We start from the raw sequence: 19056 nt of genomic DNA on the forward strand, positions 1-19056 counted from the left end.
ATTTCAGGAATGATGGCTCGACTTTTTTTCGCTTGTGTCGGAACAGCATTCCTCGCTTTCATGTAAGCCTGCACTTTTCACCAGGAAGCTTTCGATGACCGCTCAAGATTTCGTCAGCCCGGATAGTATTCGCGCACAGTTCTCGGCCGCCATGTCGCAGATGTACAAGCAGGAGGTGCCGTTGTACGGCACGCTGCTGGAGTTGGTGAGCGAGACCAATCACCAGGTGATGCAACAGCATCCCGACATCGCCGAAGCCCTGCGCTGGACCGGCGAAATCGAACGCCTCGACCAGGAGCGCCACGGCGCCATCCGCGTGGGCACGGCTGAAGAGCTGGCCACCATTGGTCGTCTGTTTGCGGTCATGGGCATGCAACCGGTGGGCTACTACGACCTCAGCCCCGCCGGTGTGCCGGTGCACTCCACAGCTTTCCGGGCCGTCCACGAACAGTCGCTGCATGTCAGCCCGTTCCGCGTCTTTACCTCGTTGCTGCGCCTGGAACTGATCGACAATCCGGAGTTGCGCGAACTGGCCCGCGGCATCCTCGCCAAACGGCAGATCTTCACCCCACGTGCGCTGAGCCTGATCGAGCAGTTCGAGCGTGATGGTGGTCTGAACGAAGTCGATGCCCGCGAGTTTGTCGAGCAGGCACTGCATACCTTCCGCTGGCACAACACCGCCACGGTCACCGCCGAGCAGTACCGTCAGTTGCATGATCAACACCGCTTGATCGCCGATGTGGTGGCCTTCAAAGGCCCGCACATCAACCACCTGACCCCGCGCACACTGGACATCGATGCCATTCAGGTCGGCATGCCTGCCAAGGGCATTCCACCCAAGGCGGTCATCGAAGGCCCACCCCGTCGGCGCTGCCCGATCCTGCTGCGCCAGACCAGCTTCAAGGCTCTTCAGGAGCAGGTTGCCTTTAGTGACCAGGACGCCACGGCGGGTGGCAGCCATACCGCCCGCTTCGGTGAAATTGAACAACGCGGCGCCGCACTGACACCCAAAGGGCGTGCACTGTATGACCACCTGCTCGATGCCACACGCGAACGCCTGGGCGGTGTCCCCGCAGAAGCGAACGCTGAGCGCTACATGAGCCTGTTGGCAGAACAGTTCCAGGCCTTCCCGGACGATTTGGGGCAAATGCGTCAACAAGGCCTGGCCTACTTCCGCTACTTCCCGACTAAACAGGGCATGGCCGCACGTGACGCCGCGCAACGACCGACCTCGCTGGACGCGTTGATCGAAGCCGGGCACATTCACTTTGAAGCGCTGGTCTACGAGGACTTCCTGCCGGTCAGTGCCGCAGGCATCTTCCAGTCCAATCTGGGTGATGACAGCCATAGCCAGTACGGCAGCAACGCCAACCGCGACGCGTTTGAACAGGCGTTGGGCAAGTCGGTCCAGGATGAATTGGCGCTGTACGCACAGAGTGAGCGTCGCTCGCTGCAGGCGTGTGCCGAAGCGTTGAACCTGACCTCGTTGTAAGCCGCTGAACAGCCTTGTCTACCCCCACGAAGACCGCCTAGGTACGGGATTCGCGGGGGCAGACTTGCCAGCGATGCTGGTCAGCCTGGCGGCGTCGCTTCACGCGCATTCAGTACCTGCACATCCGGCAGGTTCATGACGCGGGCTTCATGTTGCAGAAAATCGCTGAGCCGCCGCAGCCGCTCGCCACCGGGGCGAGTCTTTGGCCATACCAGGTAGTAATCCAGACCACTGGCCACCGCCGTCGGCCACGGCAGACTCAAGCGTCCTTGAGCCACATCCTCGGCCACCATCAGCAGGTCGCCCATCGATACGCCATAACCACGCGCTGCAGCGATCATGCCCAACTCCAGTGTGTCGAAGACCTGGCCCCCCTTGAGCGAGATCTGCTCGGTAAGGTGCATGCAGGCCAGCCAACTGCGCCAGTCGCGCTTATCCGGGGTCGGGTGCAACAGCTCCACCGATGCCAGACGCTGCACGTCCCAGGGGCCCTCATTGAGCAGCCCGGGCGCACCGACCGGCACCAGCAGCTCGGAGAACAGCCGACTGACTTCCCAGTCCGGAGGGAAACGCCCATCACTCAACAGCACGGCACAATCGAACGGCTCCTGATTGAAATCCACATGATCGACATCCATCCAGGCGCTGGTCAGTTGCACCTCGTTGCCGGGTTGCAAATGGCGGAAGCGGCTCAGGCGGGCCAGTAGCCAACGCATGGTGAGGGTCGATGGTGCTTTCATGCGCAGGATGTCGTCTTCCGTGCGCAGTGTGTTGCAGGCGCGCTCCAGCGCGGCGAACCCCTCACGCACGCCAGGCAACAGTAATCGGGCGGCTTCACTCAACTGCAACGTGCGGCCATTGCGCACAAACAGCCGACAAGCGAAGTGATCCTCCAGCGTACGAATGTGTCGACTGACGGCACTCTGGGTGATCGAGAGTTCCTGTGCCGCCCGGGTGAACGAGCTATGGCGGGCTGCCGCCTCGAACGCACGCAGTGCATACAGCGGCGGTAAACGACCTGACATGACCCTACTCCCGACAACGCCCCAATACGTGATGAGTGATCTTACTCGCATGAGTTTTAATCATGCCAATGATCGTTATTATCCTTTTGTGCAACATCGTCCAAAGCACGAGAATCAATGGCTTCACCTTACCTTGCTCGCGACCAGGACGATCACCATGCAAGCCGTGCCATCTAAAGAACTCAAGGCGTTGCTACGGCTGGCCGGGCCGCTGATTGCCTCTCAGTTGGCACACATGCTGATGCTGCTCACCGACACCCTGATGATGGCCAGGATTAGCCCACAAGCCCTGGCCGGTGGTGGGCTCGGCGCAGCCAGCTATTCCTTTGTGTCGATTTTCTGTCTGGGCGTGATTGCCGCAGTCGGCACGTTGGTTGCCATTCGCAAAGGTTCTGGCGATACCGAAGGCGCCACGCGCCTGACCCAGGCGGGCTTGTGGCTCGGTTGGGTCATGGCGCTGGTTGCCGCATTGGTGCTGTGGAACCTGTCGCCAGTGCTGTTGCTGCTTGGCCAGACACCAGACAACGTCAAGGCAGCCAGCCAGTTCCTGCTGTTGTTGCCCTTTGCCCTGCCCGGCTACCTGACCTTTATGGCCTTGCGCGGCTTTACCAGTGCGTTGGGGCGTTCGGCGCCGGTGATGGTCATCAGCCTGGTCGGTACCGTGCTCAACTTCCTGCTCAACTATGCGCTGATCGAAGGCCTCTTTGGCCTGCCAAAACTCGGGCTGGTAGGGATCGGGTTGGTCACGGCCATCGTCGCCACTGGCATGGCGGTGGCGCTGGCCCTGCATATTCATTGGCACCCGGCCTATGACGCCTATGCCATCCGTCACCGGCTGAGCCGACCATCCTGGCCTGCCTTGAGCGAGTTGTGGCGGCTTGGCCTGCCGATTGGCGGCACCTACACGGTAGAGGTCGGGCTGTTCGCCTTTGCGGCGCTGTGCATGGGCACCATGGGCAGTACCGAGCTGGCAGCGCATCAGATTGCCCTGCAGATCGTGTCGACCGCCTTCATGATCCCAGCGGGCTTGTCCTATGCCGTGACCATGCGGGTCGGCCTGCATTTTGGTGCCGATAACCTGCTTGCTGCACGGCATGCCGGCCGGGTCGGGATCGGTTTTGGTGCCTCGCTGATGCTGGCGTTTGCGGTGTTGTTCTGGCTGCTGCCAGAGGCCTTGATCGGACTGTTCCTCGACCAGGGTGACCCGGCGTTTGCCGAGGTCATTCAACTGGCGGTCAGCCTGCTGATGGTTGCCGCCTGGTTCGAGCTGTTCGATGGCACCCAGACCATTGCCATGGGTTCGATCCGCGGCCTGAAGGACGCCAAGACTACCTTCCTGATCGGCTTTGTCTGCTATTGGCTGATTGGTGCACCCGCCGCCTGGCTGTTCGCCTTCCCACTCGACGGCGGTGCCGTCGGTGTCTGGTGGGGCCTGGCACTGGGGCTGGCATGCGCCGCGATCTGCCTGACCCTGGCATTTGAGTGGCGGATGAAACGCATGCTGGGGGCACCGGTAGAAACCCGCCTTGGCCGTGGTGCAGATACTGTCTGAACGGGCGGCCTCATGCGGGGCAATACTCAGGCTTCGTGCTCGCCTTCGATAGCCTGGGCCTGAATTGCCGCTTTACCATGTATGGCCGAATAAGTGCCAAGTTGCTGCAGGCGCCGCTCCAGCTCAAGCAGCAGCCGATTGCGTGTGCTCAGTACTTCGCTCTTGTTGAAGAAACCGGGCTCAACCGTATAGATGTTGAACATCTGATTGATCTCCGCCGGTGCGGCGATGATGAAGTTTTCAGCGGAGCTGTGGTTGTAGAGCGCAACCATTTCGCCGGTCTGGCTCTCCGCTGGTCGAGCAAACAGCATGGTAATGTCCTGGCCTTCGCGTATCCGAACCGCCTTGTCGGCGAACTGGAAGCAGGCCTCTTTACCATCGCGCAACTTCACCCAGAACTCGTGCTCTTGCACGTTACGGCTGCTGACGTAGGACGATGACGAGCTACTCCCGGTCGAGCCGTAGCCATTAATGAGATAACCACCGCTGGAATGATGCGAGTGGCCGGCAGCCAAGTGCACCTGATTGCGCTTCTGGGTGTCCAGTACCCGCCCGGTCACGACAAAGAAGTAGAACTGACGCCCATAGTGGTTGAACGGTTCGTCGATGAAGTTCACCTCTTCGGGTGACAAGCTGATGTCGTACATGGTCCGGATCATTTCATCGCGGGCTGCCTTGTCGTGCTTGGCCTGCTCTTGAAGCTCGGCGCGCCGGACCTTGGCATCATCAATGGCCTTGAGTGCTTGAGCCTTCAGTACCGGTGTTTTTTCCTGAGCATAGGCCGCAGCCTTTTCACCAGCTTCTTTCAGCACCGGCGCGGCCTTCTGCCCTGCTTCAACAGCGAGATCCTTGGCTTTGTTCAGTGCCTGAGCAGCCTTGGCGGCCAGTTCAGGGTTGGCGTTGACGGCTTTTTGCTTCAGCTCATCCCAGAGACTCATCGTCTATCCCTTTTTTAACTCTTCATCAATGAAAAGGCCGTCCACAGACGACCTGGCAACCGGTCAACCGTAACCGTCAACCTGAGGGTATGCCGGGCAGTCTACAGGTACTCATGGACCGCGGCGATCCGCGCCACACGATCAGGCTGACGCACTGTCGGTGTGCGCCAAGCCACGAAAACCGTGCCTTCCAGCGAAGGTTCACCCATTAGACAAGCCAATAGCACATTGCCACCCATTTGAATTGACGGCATGTCGAGTTTGCCGTTAGTGTGGCTGCACTTTTTGGGTGCCAGCAATGGAGGCACTCAATACTTATGGATGAGTGACCAAGGTAGGGATGATGCGCGGAGTACTGCTACGTAGCGGCAAAAGTGAAGATTTCACCGCACTAGGAGAAACAGGCCAACCGGTGTACCGGGCAGCGCTGCAATTGCGCGAGGCCATCCGCCGCAAGAACCCCGGCCAACCTGAGTTGGTCGAGCACCTCGCCATTCCGCAAACCGACGAGCGCGGCAGTACCATCGACTGGTACAGCGATCGGCCGGGTGATGTCATCCCCTGGAGCAGCGCCACCGAAGAAGAACGGGGGCCCGCCCGTGCGCAACTGGAAGTGCTGCAGCGCAAGATCGATGAGCTCAGCAATGACCTGCTGGGCCTGGATGCCAATGGTCAGCCGCTTCCCGGCAGCAAGCCAGGCGCCCAGGGTGATCGGACGGTATTCGGCAAGCTGCTGACCTGCGTGGTGCCGTTCCCCGACGAAAATTTCGTGTACTTGGTGGATGGTCGGCCAGTCCTGACGTTCTGGGGCTTCGTCCACGCCGGTGCCGAGCGCAGCCGCCAGCCACTGCACTGCCTCTACCCAAGCACAGCCAAAGTTGCCGAACCGGCACCACTCGTGCCGCCCGCACCGGTCGCACCGCTGGCAGCACCCGCCGCAGCGCCGTTGCTCAGCCAGGCAGCCAAACCCTCCTGGTGGCGCCGCTGGTGGTGGCTACTGCCGTTGTTGCTGTTGCTCCTGCTGTTGCTGCTGTTTGGCCTGCGTGGCTGCCTGCCCAACGCTACGCTGCCAGGTTTGCCGGGTATGCCGCAGGTTGAAGTGCCGTCTATGAATACGCCCTACTTGAGCGGGCAACCCGGCGTCACCCTGCCTGGCGGCGCAGCCTTACCAGGTAGCGGGCTGAACGTTTCCGGTAGCGCAGCGGGCACGCCGACTACCGCGCCAGGTAGCGTAGCGGCGCCAGCCAACGAGGGTGCCGGTACAGATCCTGCCGCCAACACCGCGCCGGAGCCCACCACTACACCGCCAGCAGCGCCAAACGAGGCGCCCGCCGGTGCGGCGCAAACGCCGCCCGCAAGCGCAGGTGGCCCAGCCAACGCCTCGTCGACACAACCGCCAGCGCTTGTGGAGGGCACCCAGCCTTCGCCGTTATTGAGTATTCCCGCAGATGCCGCAGACGGCACAGCCAACTTCCTCAACGGCGACTGGAGCGGTGCCGGCATCCAGGAGGTCGGCACCGGTAAGCCGCTGCGCCTGAAGTATGACTTCCAGGACGGCAAGGGTAACGCCACGGTCAGCCGCTCCGACGGCGTGCGCTGCAGCGCCCCGGTGGTCGCGGCAATGAACGGCGGCAATCTGTCGATCAATAGCGATGGTCAGGCCGCCTGTGCCGATGGCAGCAGCTATGACCTGCCCCAAGTGAACTGCAAACCAGGCGCCAAGCACATCGCCGACTGCAGCGGTAGCTACGGCACCGAAGCGTTCCCGATGCTGATGAAGCAAGCCGGCCAATAACACGAGAAGCGCAGAAGATGTTGCCTGAAATCACCCAGTTCGAAGAAACGGTCACGCTGATCAGCGATACCGGCATTCAGTTTATGGACTTCGCCCTGCGCCTGGGCCCGGATGGCGAGCAAGCCGGCAAATTCGTGCAGCTCAACAACGGCCTGGTGCCTACGCGCCTGTTGTGGTCCAAGGAATACAAGGATTTCTACGAACCGGAGCCCGACAAAGTCGTGCCGGTAGAGTTCGATTCCAGCGAAGACAACCACTTCCGGCTGAGTATGGAAGAGAGCCTGAAACTGTTTGACGGTATCTGGCTGCCCATTCCGTTTCTGCGCTTCATGCCGCCCTATCGCTTCGACGAGGGGCCGAACAACTGGTCGCGGATGCGCTTGGTCAAACTGGCCGAGCCCGATATCGACGGCAATACGCACCGTCTCACGCTGGCCTTTGATAGCCGTATCATGCCGTCCGTCAGCGGCACCGCCTACCTGGCGCCAAACGAAGAAGACGTGCGCTCCGGTGTAGCCTTCAAGATCGCCTGCAGCGCCCGTGAGTACGGCTGGTTCCTGACTCACAGCTGGATCCGCGAATGGCTCAGTGAGCTGTACGCCGAAGCCCGTGCAGACTGGACCCGCGAGCGCCTGGACAAAGACCTCAAGGGCAACCGCCACCTCGGGCATTACCTGAACCTGCTGAGCTTGCTGCGCCGCCCGACACCTGCCGAGCAGAGCACAGAGAAGCCCAAGGTCGAGATCCCCGAGATCAAGGTCGTCGCCAATGACGCCCTGGGCGTCGTGCGTCCGATTCCGGTGGACCTGGTGCTGGACGTCGGTAACTCGCGCACCTGCGGCATTCTGATTGAAGATCATGGCCAGTCGGGTTCGGGCATGAAGCACAACTATGTGCTGGAGCTGCGCGACCTCAGTGAACCCGAGAAGATCTACAACCAGGCCTTTGAGAGCCGCGTCGAGTTTGCCCAGGCTTATTTCGGCAAGGACCATTTTTCGGTCAAGAGCGGCCGTCACAATGCCTTCCAGTGGGCCACGATTGCCCGCGTAGGCGGCGAGGCCGGACGCTTGGCCAGCCGCCGTCGCGGCACCGAAGGTTCCACCGGTCTGTCCAGCCCGAAACGCTACCTGTGGGATGAGAAGGCCTATGGTCATGGCTGGCGCTTCAACGCCTCGTACGTCAAAACCGACAAGGAGCCGCTGGCGACCGCCGCACCTTTCTCGCACTTGATCAACGACCTCGGCCAGGCGCTGTACCTGCCGCCAAAGAACGACATGCCGGTGTTCACACCGCGCTATTCACGCAGCAGCCTGATGACGTTCATGCTGGCCGAAGTGGTCACCCAGGCGCTGTCGCAGATCAACAGCCCGGCCCAGCGTTCACGCCAGGGTCATGCGCGGGTCCCGCGCCAGCTCAACAGCATCACCCTTACCGTACCGCCAGGCATGCCGCAGGCTGAACGCAGCATCCTCAACAACCGCATGAACGAGGCCGTCGGCCTGGTGTGGAAGAGCCTTGGCTGGCATGAGGGCGAGAGCAACCCGTTCAAGGACAAGTCGGTCAAACCGCTCACACCGCTGCCGAGCATTCGCGTTGAATGGGACGAGGCCAGCTGCGGGCAACTGGTGTACCTGTACAACGAGGTCAACGAGAACTTCGCCGGGCACCCGGAAGAATTTTTCGCAGCCCTGGCGCGTCCGGACAAAAGTGAAACCGAGCAAATCACCCTGGCCACCATCGACATTGGTGGCGGCACCACAGATCTGGTGATCACCGACTACCACCTGGACCGTGGCAGCAACGGCGGCACAGGCAGTAACGTGCACATTGTGCCCAACCAGCGTTTCCGCGACGGATTCAAGATCGCAGGCGACGATATCCTGCTGGACGTGATTCAAGAGTTCATCCTGCCCAGTTTCAAGCAGGCACTGCAGAACGCCGGGGTGTACGCCCCGGATGCCCTGATGTCGCGCCTGTGCGGCAACGGCGATGCCAGCGCCCAGGAGCGGATTCTGCGTCAGCAGCTCAACCTGCAGGTGTTCATGCCGCTGGGTCTGGCGTTGCTTAAAGCCTATGAGCAGTATGACCCTGAAACCCCAGTGGAGGTTGTTGAGCGCTCATGGCAAGAAGTACTGGGCGATGCCGTGGTAAACGACAGCGTGCTGGAGTACGTGTATGCCGCCGTGCGCCGTGATGTTGGCCGTGATGGCACCCTGGACCTGCTGAAAACCCCTATCGCCTTTGATCTCGAACAGGTGCATACGGCGTTCCTCGGTGGCCAGATCAACATCACCAAGATCCTCGCCGAACTGTGCGAAGTGATCTTCCACTACCCCTGTGACGCGCTGTTGCTGACGGGCCGCCCTTCGCGCCTGCCGGGCATTCAAGCCTTCATTCGCCAGCGTTTGCCTCTGCCACCAGGGCGCATTCTGCCGCTGCAGAACTACCGCACTGGCGGTTGGTACCCATTCCACAAAAATGGCCTGATCGACGACCCGAAAAGTACCGCCTCGGTGGGTGCAATGATCTGCCTGTTGTGCTCCAAGCACAGTGTGCCGAACTTCTACTTCCGCACGGCGGCACTCAAACCGTATTCGACCATCAAGCACTTCGGCCAGATTGATAACGCCGGCACGATCAAACACGGTGATGTGCTCTACCACAACCTGACCTCCGACAAAGGCCGCATTCAACTGCCGATTGTGGGCGAAGGTGAACAACGCGGTACGCCATGGCTGGAGATGCGCGGCGACATGCACCTGGGCTACCGCCAACTGGCCGCTGAGCGCTGGTCCGCATCGCCACTCTACACACTGCGCTTTACCCCCAGAGGCAGTCGTAACTTCTCAAGCGCCATCGGCAAGGGCGGTGAAACGCCAGTGCTGCGTATTCGCCTGGCCGTGGACGAGCCTTCGGACCAACTGCTGGAGCAGGGCCTGATCAGCGACAAGCTGGTCATCGCTGAGCTGCAATCGAATATCCAGGATGCCGATTTCGATTTTGAAAGGGATCTTGAGCTCTCACTCAACACCATGCCGACCATGAGCCTGAGTGACAGTGACTATTGGCTCGACAGCGGGAACGTCAAAGGAAAATGAGTAATCTAACGCCAAAGCAACAGCAGCTGATGGGTGCCTGGGGTGCCGTTCACAAAGGTGCGAACGAGGCGCTGGAGTGGATTCAACAGGTGCGCGGCAATGCCGCCAGCGTCGAGGCCGAGGGCGATGCCCTCAACCTCCGGCTGCACCAGGCACGCAACCGGGCCAAAGACCTGCAACGCGCGGCAGGCACGCCGATGGTGATCGGCTTCTTCGGCCTGTCTCAGGCCGGCAAGTCGTACCTGATTTCCGCCTTGGCAGCCGACAGCCGTGGCCGCCTGGAAACCGACTTCGGCGGCAAGACCCTCGACTTCATCGAGCACGTAAACCCCACGGGCCTCGGCAAAGAGGCTACCGGGCTTGTGACACGCTTCAGTCGCTGGGCCAAACCGAGCCCCGATGCCAATTTTCCGGTAGAGCTGAAGCTGTTCAGTGAGATCGAAGTGGCGAAGATTCTGGCTAACGCCTGGTTCGAGGACTTTGATCAAGAAAAGCTCGACTACGCCTTCACTGACGCCCGCATTCAGGATGTACTCAAGGCTTTCGAAGGCCAGGAGCATGAACAGGTACAGCCTGGGGTCACCGCCGACGATGTGGTGGCCCTGTGGGACTACCTGAAAGGCAATTACGAAAAGTCCGTGCGCAAGCTCAGTGAGCTTTACTGGCCGCGCGTAATGAAGCTGGCACCACGGTTGAACTACCGTCAGCGGGCCAAGCTGTTTTCCGTGCTGTGGGGCGAGCAGCACCTGCTCACTGAAGTCTACGAACAGTTGGTAGGCGGCCTGCACAAAATGGGCTTCCCCGAGACCGTGTTCGCACCGTTGAGCGTACTGGTGAAAGACGACAACGGCGTCTACACCCAAGCCAACAGCATCATGAACGTCGATATCCTGGGGCGCCTGGGCACTAATCGTGACCTGCCGGTAAACGTGTTGCCACTGTGCGACGGCAAACTGCAGAGCAGCGTAGGCCTGAGCATCGCCCAACTCGCCGCGCTGACCGCCGAGATGACCTTCCGCCTGATCAATCGGCCGCAAGACCCGGTCGTTGAGGAAGTCGACTTGCTCGATTTCCCAGGCTATCGCACCCGGCAGAAACTGCTACGCATCGAGGACGCGGCCGACCCGGATGCGGTCGAGCAGGTCAATCCGGCCTCGACCCTGATCCTTCGGGGCAAGGTGGCCTACCTGTTTGAACGCTACACCGACTCGCAACAAATGAATGCCCTGGTGCTCTGCACCAGCTCGTTCAAGCAAAGCGAAGTGGTCAGCGTTGGTCCTGTGCTCACCCGCTGGATTCACCGCACCCAAGGCCGTACACCGAAAGAGCGCGGCCAGCGTGAACCAGGTCTGATCTGGGCCTTGACCATGCTCGACGGTTTCATCAGCAACACACTCGGCCTGAGCGAAGGGCAACTGCCCGAAGGCTGCGAGAACATGATGAAACTGACAATGATCGAGCGCTTCGGAACTCAGGAATGGATGAAGGACTGGTCGAGTACTCCGTTCAACAACACCTACCTGGTGCGCAAGCCTCGCCTGGACACGGCCTTCATCGAACGTGACGCGGGTACCGGTGAAGAAACTGCATTCACTGATCGACATACGCAGCGCCTGGAGCAGTTGGGCCAGTGCTTCGCCGCCAGCCCTTCAGTGCAGCGTCACGTGAAAGACCCAGACACCGCCTGGAAAGCCATGCTTGAGCTCAATGATGGCGGCATCAGCCGTTTCAGCAGCAGCTTCAAGGGCGTTGCCAACATCGACTTCAAGCTCACCCGGATCGAAGAACAACTGGAAGAGTGCCGTACCGAGCTGCTTGAAAACGGCCTGTATGCCTGGCGTGAAGAAGACTTTGAGAAAGTGCTGGAGAAGAAGCGCGAAAAGGCGCAGATGCTCCTCAACCAGCTGGGCGCTGATCCCGATGTATTGGGCGAGTTGATCCATGAGCTCCAACTGCCGGTCGACGAATTGCGCGAGCTGTACCTGGGCGGTGTGTATGACATCGACGGGCTGGACGACGATGCGGAACAAGAGCCGGAGCATAGCGCCAAGGCCCCGGCCAACAAGGCCCCTGCGATCAATTTCGGCAACCTGTTTGCCAACCCCGCCGCAGAGCCAGTAGCAGCGCCAGCGAAGCCGCTGACACGGCGACTCACCTCAGAGCAACGCTTTGCCCGGGCGGCCCTCAAAGCCTGGATCAAGCATATGCGCGAGCTGGGTTCACGCACACTGCTGCTCAATAGCCTGCGGCTGAACAAAAGCGTGGTCGACAGCCTCACCGAGGAGCTGATCAGTGCCGTGCGAAGCCCAAGCTTCCTCACTGAATTGGACGAAGCCGTGACCCGTCGCGCCCAAAGCGGCACACGACGCGATCAGATGGTGCAGCGTCAGGTATTGGCCGTGCAACTGGTGATGCGCGACTTCATCTCCTGGTTCGGCCTGCTGAGCAAACCCGTAAGCGCACGCCCCAACAGCCTGTTGGGTGCTCGCGAGCCGTTGTTCAGCTTCTACCGCTCGGTGGCTGTCGGCGAACTGCCCGTGCTGCCTGAACAGCCCTCGCATCAAGAGCAACTGTATTTGGTGGATTGGTTGTCGGGGCTGGCCTGGCTTACCCAGGAAAACGCCAAGAGTGGCGCGGACCCCGAAATTACCACCGAGCAGCGACGCCAACTGGCCGTCCTGCTGAACACATTTGAAGCGAGTTAACCCATGGGTATCAGAGTTGACGTGCTGTCATTGAGCAGCAACGTTCCAGGCCACGCACGCGTTCGAGTCAGTGGCTGGAGCGAAACCACCGACAGCCTCGAGTTTTCGGTGCAAAGCAGCCAAAGCCAACACTTCCTGCAGAAGGAAGCACAGTGGAGTAGCAGCCCCTACTGGTTCCAAATCACGCAGTTGGAGCCCGTAGACGACGCACAAGCCTTCGAGACCCGGATTGGGCCGGAGTTGCTCGACCCCTTGCTGGAACTCAGCAACAACGCCATGTTCCGCATTGAGCTGAAGGGCTCGGGCCTGAGCGAAGAAACCGTCCTGCGGCTGGCCAAGGACCTGCAGCATTCGTTGTCGCAAGGGAGCACCCCGACAAGCGCAAACGGCGGCACGCTGGACGTACCGGCAACTGCGCCGGTAGTGGAGCAGGCGCCAGCCCAGGCGACGACGGTCGCTCCGGCCGAAACCCTGGCAGAACCCGAAGTGGTTACCCCGGCTCCAGCTCTGGCAGCCACAACGCCGACAACAAAGAACCGCTGGCTGTTGCCGGTACTGCTACTGGTGCTACTGGCCGCCATCGCGGCAGGCGCCTGGTGGTGGTTCAAACAGCAACCGGAACCTGCCGCACCCAAGCCTGCAGAGCCGGAGAAGCCTGCACAGGTCGAGCCCGCGGTGACAGCCCAGCCTTGTACGCTGGAAAGCATGAAGAGCCAGTCGGAACTGGCCTTCGTGCAGAGCTGCATCCAGCAGGCGCCGGACAGCACTGCGCTGCTGGAAGTGATCAACGTCGCCAAGGCCAATAGCACTTGCGGCGTCGCCCAGCGCCTGTACGCCAACCGCGCTCAGGGCGGCGACGTACAGATCGCCACAGCCTACGCCCACGAGTATGACCCCAAGTACCACCAGGCCAGCGAGTGTTTCAAAGCACCCGACAACGCCACTGCCGCCTACTGGTACGAGACCATCCTTAGCTTCGACGAGAACAATGCCGATGCCAAGGCGCGTCTTGAGGAGCTCAAACAATGAGTATGCGTCTGCGCGGATTGACGGCTGCCTTGCTAGCCTTGAGTCTCAGCCCGGCCTTGCAAGCAGCGGACAAGCCTCTGCTGCAAGCGGGTAAGAAAACCCTGTTCCAACGCGTCCTGACCACGCCTAGCTGCCAGCTCAGTAACGCGGCAGGTGCTTCCAGCGGCGCCGCCCAACCCGCGTTCAGCCGTTTTTACGTGTATGAACGAGCTCAGGTCGACAACCGCGAGTGGTTGCGGGTTGGCCCCGACACCCAGGGTAAGAGCATCGGCTGGTTACCGGACGAATGTACTGTCGAGTGGAAAATGCAGCTCACGCTGGCGTTCACCAACCCTGCCAACCGTGACCGTCTGCTGTTCTTCAAGGAACGCAATCAGCTCGAAGGGATTCTCGACGCACCCGATCCGGTCAGTCACGTCGCACCACTGCGGGCCAAGCTCAAGAAAGGCAGCGAGGCGCCCGGCGTGTTGGCTCAGGAGCCGGAGTACTTCATCGACCTGCAGAAGAACTTCTACTTGCTGCCGGTGTTGAGCGGCGAAGAGGTGATGACCGAGGAAGGTTTCCGTACGCGAATCCTCAACGTCGCCTCGGTGAGCAAGGCAGACGCCAGCAGTAGCGCTGCGGCGAATACGAATACGCCAGGCAATGCCAAGACCCAACTCAAGGCCTTCAGCGCGGCGGTGGTGTTCGTCATCGACTCGACCATCTCCATGGACCCGTACATTGATCGCACCCGTGAGGCGATCAAGCGCGTCTATGAGCAGATCGAGAAGGAGAACCTCGGTCAGCAGGTCAAGTTTGGCCTGGTCGCTTACCGTTCCAGTACCAAGGCGGTACCGGGCCTGGAGTACGTGAGTAAAATGTACGCCGACCCAAACACCGTCAAAGACGGGGCCGACTTCATGGCCAAGGTCGCTGACCTGAAACAGGCCAAGGTCTCCAGCAGCACCTTCGACGAAGACGCCTACTCCGGCGTCATGCACGCGGTGGACAAAGTCGACTGGAGCCAGTTCGGTGCCCGTTATGTGGTGCTGATCACCGATGCTGGCGCCATCGACGGTGGCGACAAACTGTCGGGCACTGGTTTGGGTGCGGAACAGGTGAAGATCGAGGCCAGCAACCCTGGTGTCGCCCTCTATACCCTGCACCTGAAAACCCCAAGCGGTGCCAAGAACCACAGCAGCGCCGAGGCACAGTACCGGGCACTGTCGAACTACCCGGGAACCAACACCTCCCTCTACTATCCGGTTAACGCTGGCGATGTAGATGCGTTCGGGCGCAAGGTGGACGGCCTCGCCGCCGCCATTACCCAACAGGTGAAGTCGGCCTACATGGGCGAAGACGCGATTGGCAGTGCAACCAATGCCAAAGCCGATCCGAGCGAAAAGAAGATGCTCGAAGACGCCGCGCTGATCGGCCATGCCATGCAGCTCGCCTATCTCGGTAAAACCACCGGAACCCAGGCCCCCCCCGTGTTCCAGGCCTGGATCAGCGACCGTGACCTGATCAAGCAGAATCTGCCGACCACCGATGTGCGTGTGCTGCTGACCAAAGCTCAGCTCAGCGACTTGAGCGACGTACTCAAGCAGATTCTGGACGCCGCCAACGAAGGCATGATCTCGCCCAGCGAGATGTTCACCCGCCTGCGTTCGGTAGCCGCCACCATGGGGGCCGACCCGAACCAGCTGAAACAGGGTGCCAACACCCGTGTAGCGGACCTGGGTGTGCTGGGTGAATACCTGGAAGACCTGCCGTACCACAGCGACGTGTTGAACCTGGATGAAGAAACCTGGAAAGGCTGGGACGGCCTTGCTCAGGAAAAATTCATCCGCAGCCTGAGTACCAAGCTGCGCCACTACCAGCGTTACAACGCCGACGTGGACCGCTGGGTCGCACTGGCACCCGGTAGTGATAGCCGCGATAACGTCTATCCGGTACCGCTCGAAATGATGCCCTGAGCCCCATGCTTGACATCAAAGGACTGTTGGTCGCGCGCGGGGAAGGCGCCCAGGCTCATCGGGTGCGGCTCAATGAGCTGCACCTGGAGCAAGGTGAAATTCGTGCCATTACCGGCGAGAGCGGCTGCGGCAAGAGCACCCTGCTGGAAGCCATCGGCTTGCTCCTGGCGCCTCAGCAACTGAACCACTATCGCCTCGGACGTGAGGCGGTGGATGTACGCCAGTTGCTGGCTGAGAACCAGCAACCGGCGCTGGCCGCATTACGCTCCCGGCAGCTCGGTTTCGTGTTGCAGAACGGTGGCCTTCTGCCGTTTCTCAAGGTACGCGACAACATCCAGTTACCACGGCGCCTACTTGGCCTCTCCAGCCGCAGTCGGGCCGTCGAGAAAGCAGTTGAAGTACTGCGCCTTGAGCCGTTGCTCGACAAATACCCACAGTCCCTGTCCATCGGTGAGCGCCAGCGCGTCGCCTGTGTGCGCGCCATCGCCCACGAGCCTCAGCTGCTACTGGCCGATGAGCCCACCGCCGCACTGGACCCACACAATGCTCAGCGCCTGTTCGAGCTGCTACTGAGCCTGGTCAATGAGCTGGGCCTTAGCGCTTTGGTGGTGTCCCACGACTGGGCATTGATCGATCAGTTCGGCCTGCCGCGACTGGGCGCAGTGAATGGGGAAGGAGAAACACGCTTTGAACCCCTGGTTTAAGCAACTGGGGCTGCTGATGCAGCTTTCGGTGGCCGATCTCTGGCATGACCGCAAGGTCTCGCTGTGCATGGCAGCCTCGCTAATGGCGGTGATCGCCCCCCTGTTGCTGTTGTTCGGGCTCAAGCATGGCGTGGTCAGCCAACTGCAACAGGAACTGCTGAGCGACCCGCGCAACCTTGAAGTGAAGATGCTCAGCAGCAGCCATTACGACCTCGACTGGCTGGAACGCTTGCGCCAGCGCCCGGAAGTCGGTTTCGCCATTGGTCAGACACGCTCGCTGAACACCCAGGCCGACCTGCAGGGCGAGCGTGGGCGCTTTGCCGATAACATCGAAGTCATCCCCACCCAAGCCGGCGACCCGCTACTCAACACGCCCTTGAGTGCAGTGCAAGGCAACCAGGTCATTCTCAGTGCCCGTACGGCTGAGCGCCTGGCCGCCAAGGTCGGCGATAATATTCGGCTTCGCGTCGTCCGCCGCCTGGACGGTGTCAACGAACGCGGCGAGCAAACACTGCAGGTGCAAGCCGTACTGGAGCCTGCACGCTTTGCCCGCCCGGCAGCCTTTGTCAGCCCCGAACTGCTGCTCGACCTAGAGTACTTCCGCGACGGCTATCGCGTGCCGACACTGGGTAGCACCAGTGGCCAACTGCTGGACAGCGTGAAGGTTGGTTATGCCCGTGCCAGGGTCTATGCCAAAGACATCGACAACGTCGAAGCCTTGGAGCGCTGGCTCAATGAGCAACATGTGGAAACAAGCAGTCGTCTCGCTGAAATCGATAGCGTCAAGGCGATCAACCATGTGTTAGGGCTGATCTTTGGGGTGATTGCCGGTGCCGCACTGATCGGTTGCATCGCCTCGCTGGTCGGTGCCTTCCTGGCCAACATCGACCGCAAACGGCGGAACCTTGCAGTGTTACGCCTGCTGGGTTTCGGCAGTCTGGCAGTGGCCAGCTATGTGGTGCTGCAGGCACTGCTGCTCAGCGCCGTAGGTTATCTCGGCGGCCTGGGTGGCTATTTTGCCGGCAGCGTACTGTTCGACCACTTGCTGGGCAGCAGTCAGGCTACCGGCACGTTCATCTGCCACATCACTTTTGGGCACGGCCTGACCGCCCTGCTCCTCGCTTTCCTAGTCGCCGCGCTGGTCGCCATGATCGGCGCCCTGCGAGCCATTCGAATTCAACCTGCGGAGAGTCTGCGTGAGCTCTAAAGCCTACGGCCGTCTACTGTTCTTGCCCCTGAGTTTCGGCTGCCTGATGCAAGCCTCGGCCGCGGCCTGGGAGGAGAAACACTTTAACCCCATGCCCGACACCGACGATGTGGTGCTCCCCATGCCCTGCGAAGGGTCGATGGTGTTTCGCAAGGTACTGATCCCACTGGCCGGCCCCTTAGACGACTACCCAATCAACATTGGCCAGGACAGTGCCGAGTGGGGCTATGTCGAACAGACCCGTCCCGCCTTTATCGCCGGTAGTTTCACCAGCGCGAAAGGTGAGAAATCGCGCTACTACCTGATGGCCAAGTATGAAATGACCCAGCTGCAGTACCGTGCGCTGACGGACGAAACCTGCCCGACGCCGTCGAACAAGCTGCGCCTGCCGGAGGTGTCGCTGAGCTGGCTCGATGCACTGCAAGCAACCGATAAATACAACCGCTGGTTACGCGCCAATGCTGCCGCAAAACTGCCCAAGGAGGATGGCGCCCAGGGCTTTCTGCGCTTACCCACCGAGATCGAGTGGGAGTACGCCGCGCGCGGCGGGCTGCAGGTCGGTACCGCTGAGTTTCGCGATGCTCGCTACCCGATGCCCGAAGGTTTGAATGCCTACGAATGGTTTGCTGGCGCCCAGTCGTCGAACGGCAAACTGCAACTCAGCGGGCTGCTCAAAGCAAACCCTCTGGGCCTGCACGATATGCTTGGCAACGCCAGCGAGATGATGTTTGAACCCTTCCACTTGAACAAACTGGACCGCCAGCATGGGCAGGCCGGCGGCTATGTGGTGCGCGGCGGCAACTACCTGACTGCCGAGGGCGAGCTACGCACGGCGCTGCGTGAAGAAGAGCCGTACTACAACGCCGAAGGCCCGGTGACCAGCAAGACCACGGGCATGCGCTTGGTGCTGGTGTCGCCCACGATGACCTCTCGCGAACGCGTCAGCAGTATTGAGAGTAGCTGGAAGAAGCTGGGCGGCGATGAGCCCACCGGACACGCCAAGGACAAAGGCACCGTGAAAGCCTTGGAAGACCTCGCCGCAAAGGTTGATGACCAAGGCCTGAAAGACCAGCTCAAGACCGTAGAAAATCAGCTACGGGCGAGCAACCAGCAACAGCAGGAAGCTCGCGATCAGGCGATCCGTGCCAGCCTCAACCTCGGCGCCTTCCTCTGTACCAAGATGCTCGACGACGGCCAGTACCTCGACTTTCTGCAGAAGAACTACGCCAGCAACTGCAAGGCCGGCGAAGAAGACCCCACCTGCGGTATGCGCAAAACCAAGCTCGACGAACAGAGCACGCGCTTGCACAAGCTGAGCCGTTACTACGCCAGCTCTTTGGTGGAGTCCGGTTCGCTCTATGGCAAGCCCCTGCTGGAAGCGCAAGTGCCGGTGCTGGAGGGCACGCTCAAGGCCAATAAGAACCTCAAGGAGTTGATGCCTTACCTGCGTACCCACTGGGCTAACCAGGCCGAATTCCTCAAAACCCAGAAAATCGACACTGCAGCCTGGCTCAACAGCTGCAAGGCCGTAACCCTCTGATCAACAACGAGTC

13 protein-coding genes are annotated in these 19056 nt (G+C 60.7%); 10 read left to right on the top strand and 3 right to left on the bottom strand.

Features of this window, described 5'->3' with window-relative positions:
* The first annotated feature begins 94 nt into the window (after positions 1-94).
* The gene (hglS, locus tag IE038_RS09810; RefSeq protein WP_189395529.1) at positions 95-1492 is read left to right on the top strand and encodes a 2-oxoadipate dioxygenase/decarboxylase HglS; all 1398 of its coding nucleotides are present in this window, start codon (positions 95-97) and stop codon (positions 1490-1492) included.
* Between the two features lie 80 nt (positions 1493-1572).
* On the opposite strand, the gene IE038_RS09815 is transcribed toward hglS, so the two are convergent.
* Positions 1573-2517: a LysR substrate-binding domain-containing protein gene (locus IE038_RS09815; protein ID WP_163938200.1), complete on the bottom strand. Its 945-nt coding sequence runs from the start codon at positions 2515-2517 to the stop codon at positions 1573-1575.
* Between the two features lie 157 nt (positions 2518-2674).
* Here IE038_RS09815 and IE038_RS09820 point away from each other — a divergent pair, with 157 nt between their 5' ends.
* Entirely contained in the window at positions 2675-4069 is a 1395-nt protein-coding gene (locus tag IE038_RS09820) for a NorM family multidrug efflux MATE transporter (protein WP_163938197.1), read from the top strand.
* 26 nt (positions 4070-4095) lie between these two features.
* On the opposite strand, the gene IE038_RS09825 is transcribed toward IE038_RS09820, so the two are convergent.
* Together IE038_RS09825 and IE038_RS24475 are read right to left on the bottom strand one after the other, a co-directional pair.
* Positions 4096-5007, bottom strand: coding sequence for a hypothetical protein (locus IE038_RS09825; RefSeq protein ID WP_163938194.1), 912 nt, complete (start codon positions 5005-5007; stop codon positions 4096-4098).
* 101 nt (positions 5008-5108) lie between these two features.
* On the bottom strand, positions 5109-5261 hold the full coding sequence (locus IE038_RS24475; protein ID WP_163938190.1) for a hypothetical protein: 153 nt from the start codon (positions 5259-5261) through the stop codon (positions 5109-5111).
* Between the two features lie 89 nt (positions 5262-5350).
* Between IE038_RS24475 and IE038_RS09830 the strand changes: the two genes are divergently transcribed.
* The 8 genes from IE038_RS09830 to IE038_RS09865 are packed head-to-tail and all read left to right on the top strand — an operon-like array spanning position 5351 to position 19043.
* On the top strand, positions 5351-6802 hold the full coding sequence (locus tag IE038_RS09830) for an SrfA family protein (protein ID WP_189395530.1): 1452 nt from the start codon (positions 5351-5353) through the stop codon (positions 6800-6802).
* A 17-nt stretch (positions 6803-6819) separates the two neighbouring features.
* Positions 6820-9900, top strand: a complete 3081-nt coding sequence (locus IE038_RS09835) for a virulence factor SrfB (RefSeq protein WP_163938187.1) — start codon at positions 6820-6822, stop codon at positions 9898-9900.
* On the top strand, positions 9897-12605 hold the full coding sequence (locus IE038_RS09840; RefSeq protein WP_189395531.1) for a putative virulence factor: 2709 nt from the start codon (positions 9897-9899) through the stop codon (positions 12603-12605). The genes IE038_RS09835 and IE038_RS09840 overlap by 4 nt, the downstream gene beginning before the upstream one ends.
* A 3-nt stretch (positions 12606-12608) precedes the next feature.
* A complete protein-coding gene (locus IE038_RS09845) occupies positions 12609-13634 on the top strand; it encodes a hypothetical protein (protein ID WP_189395532.1) in 1026 nt (341 codons plus the stop codon).
* Between the two features lie 2 nt (positions 13635-13636).
* A complete protein-coding gene (locus IE038_RS09850) occupies positions 13637-15592 on the top strand; it encodes a vWA domain-containing protein (RefSeq protein WP_189395546.1) in 1956 nt (651 codons plus the stop codon).
* 5 nt (positions 15593-15597) lie between these two features.
* Positions 15598-16296, top strand: coding sequence for an ABC transporter ATP-binding protein (locus tag IE038_RS09855; RefSeq protein WP_163936683.1), 699 nt, complete (start codon positions 15598-15600; stop codon positions 16294-16296).
* The gene (locus tag IE038_RS09860) at positions 16280-17503 is read left to right on the top strand and encodes an ABC transporter permease (protein WP_189395533.1); all 1224 of its coding nucleotides are present in this window, start codon (positions 16280-16282) and stop codon (positions 17501-17503) included. Before IE038_RS09855 ends, IE038_RS09860 begins: the two co-directional genes overlap by 17 nt.
* Positions 17493-19043 (top strand): formylglycine-generating enzyme family protein, encoded by a 1551-nt coding sequence (locus tag IE038_RS09865; protein ID WP_189395534.1) that lies wholly within the window; start codon positions 17493-17495, stop codon positions 19041-19043. The genes IE038_RS09860 and IE038_RS09865 overlap by 11 nt, the downstream gene beginning before the upstream one ends.
* Positions 19044-19056: the final 13 nt, after the last annotated feature.

Origin of the sequence: Pseudomonas laurentiana (assembly GCF_014648275.1) — a bacterium.
Classification (GTDB): Bacteria; Pseudomonadota; Gammaproteobacteria; order Pseudomonadales; family Pseudomonadaceae; genus Aquipseudomonas; species Aquipseudomonas laurentiana.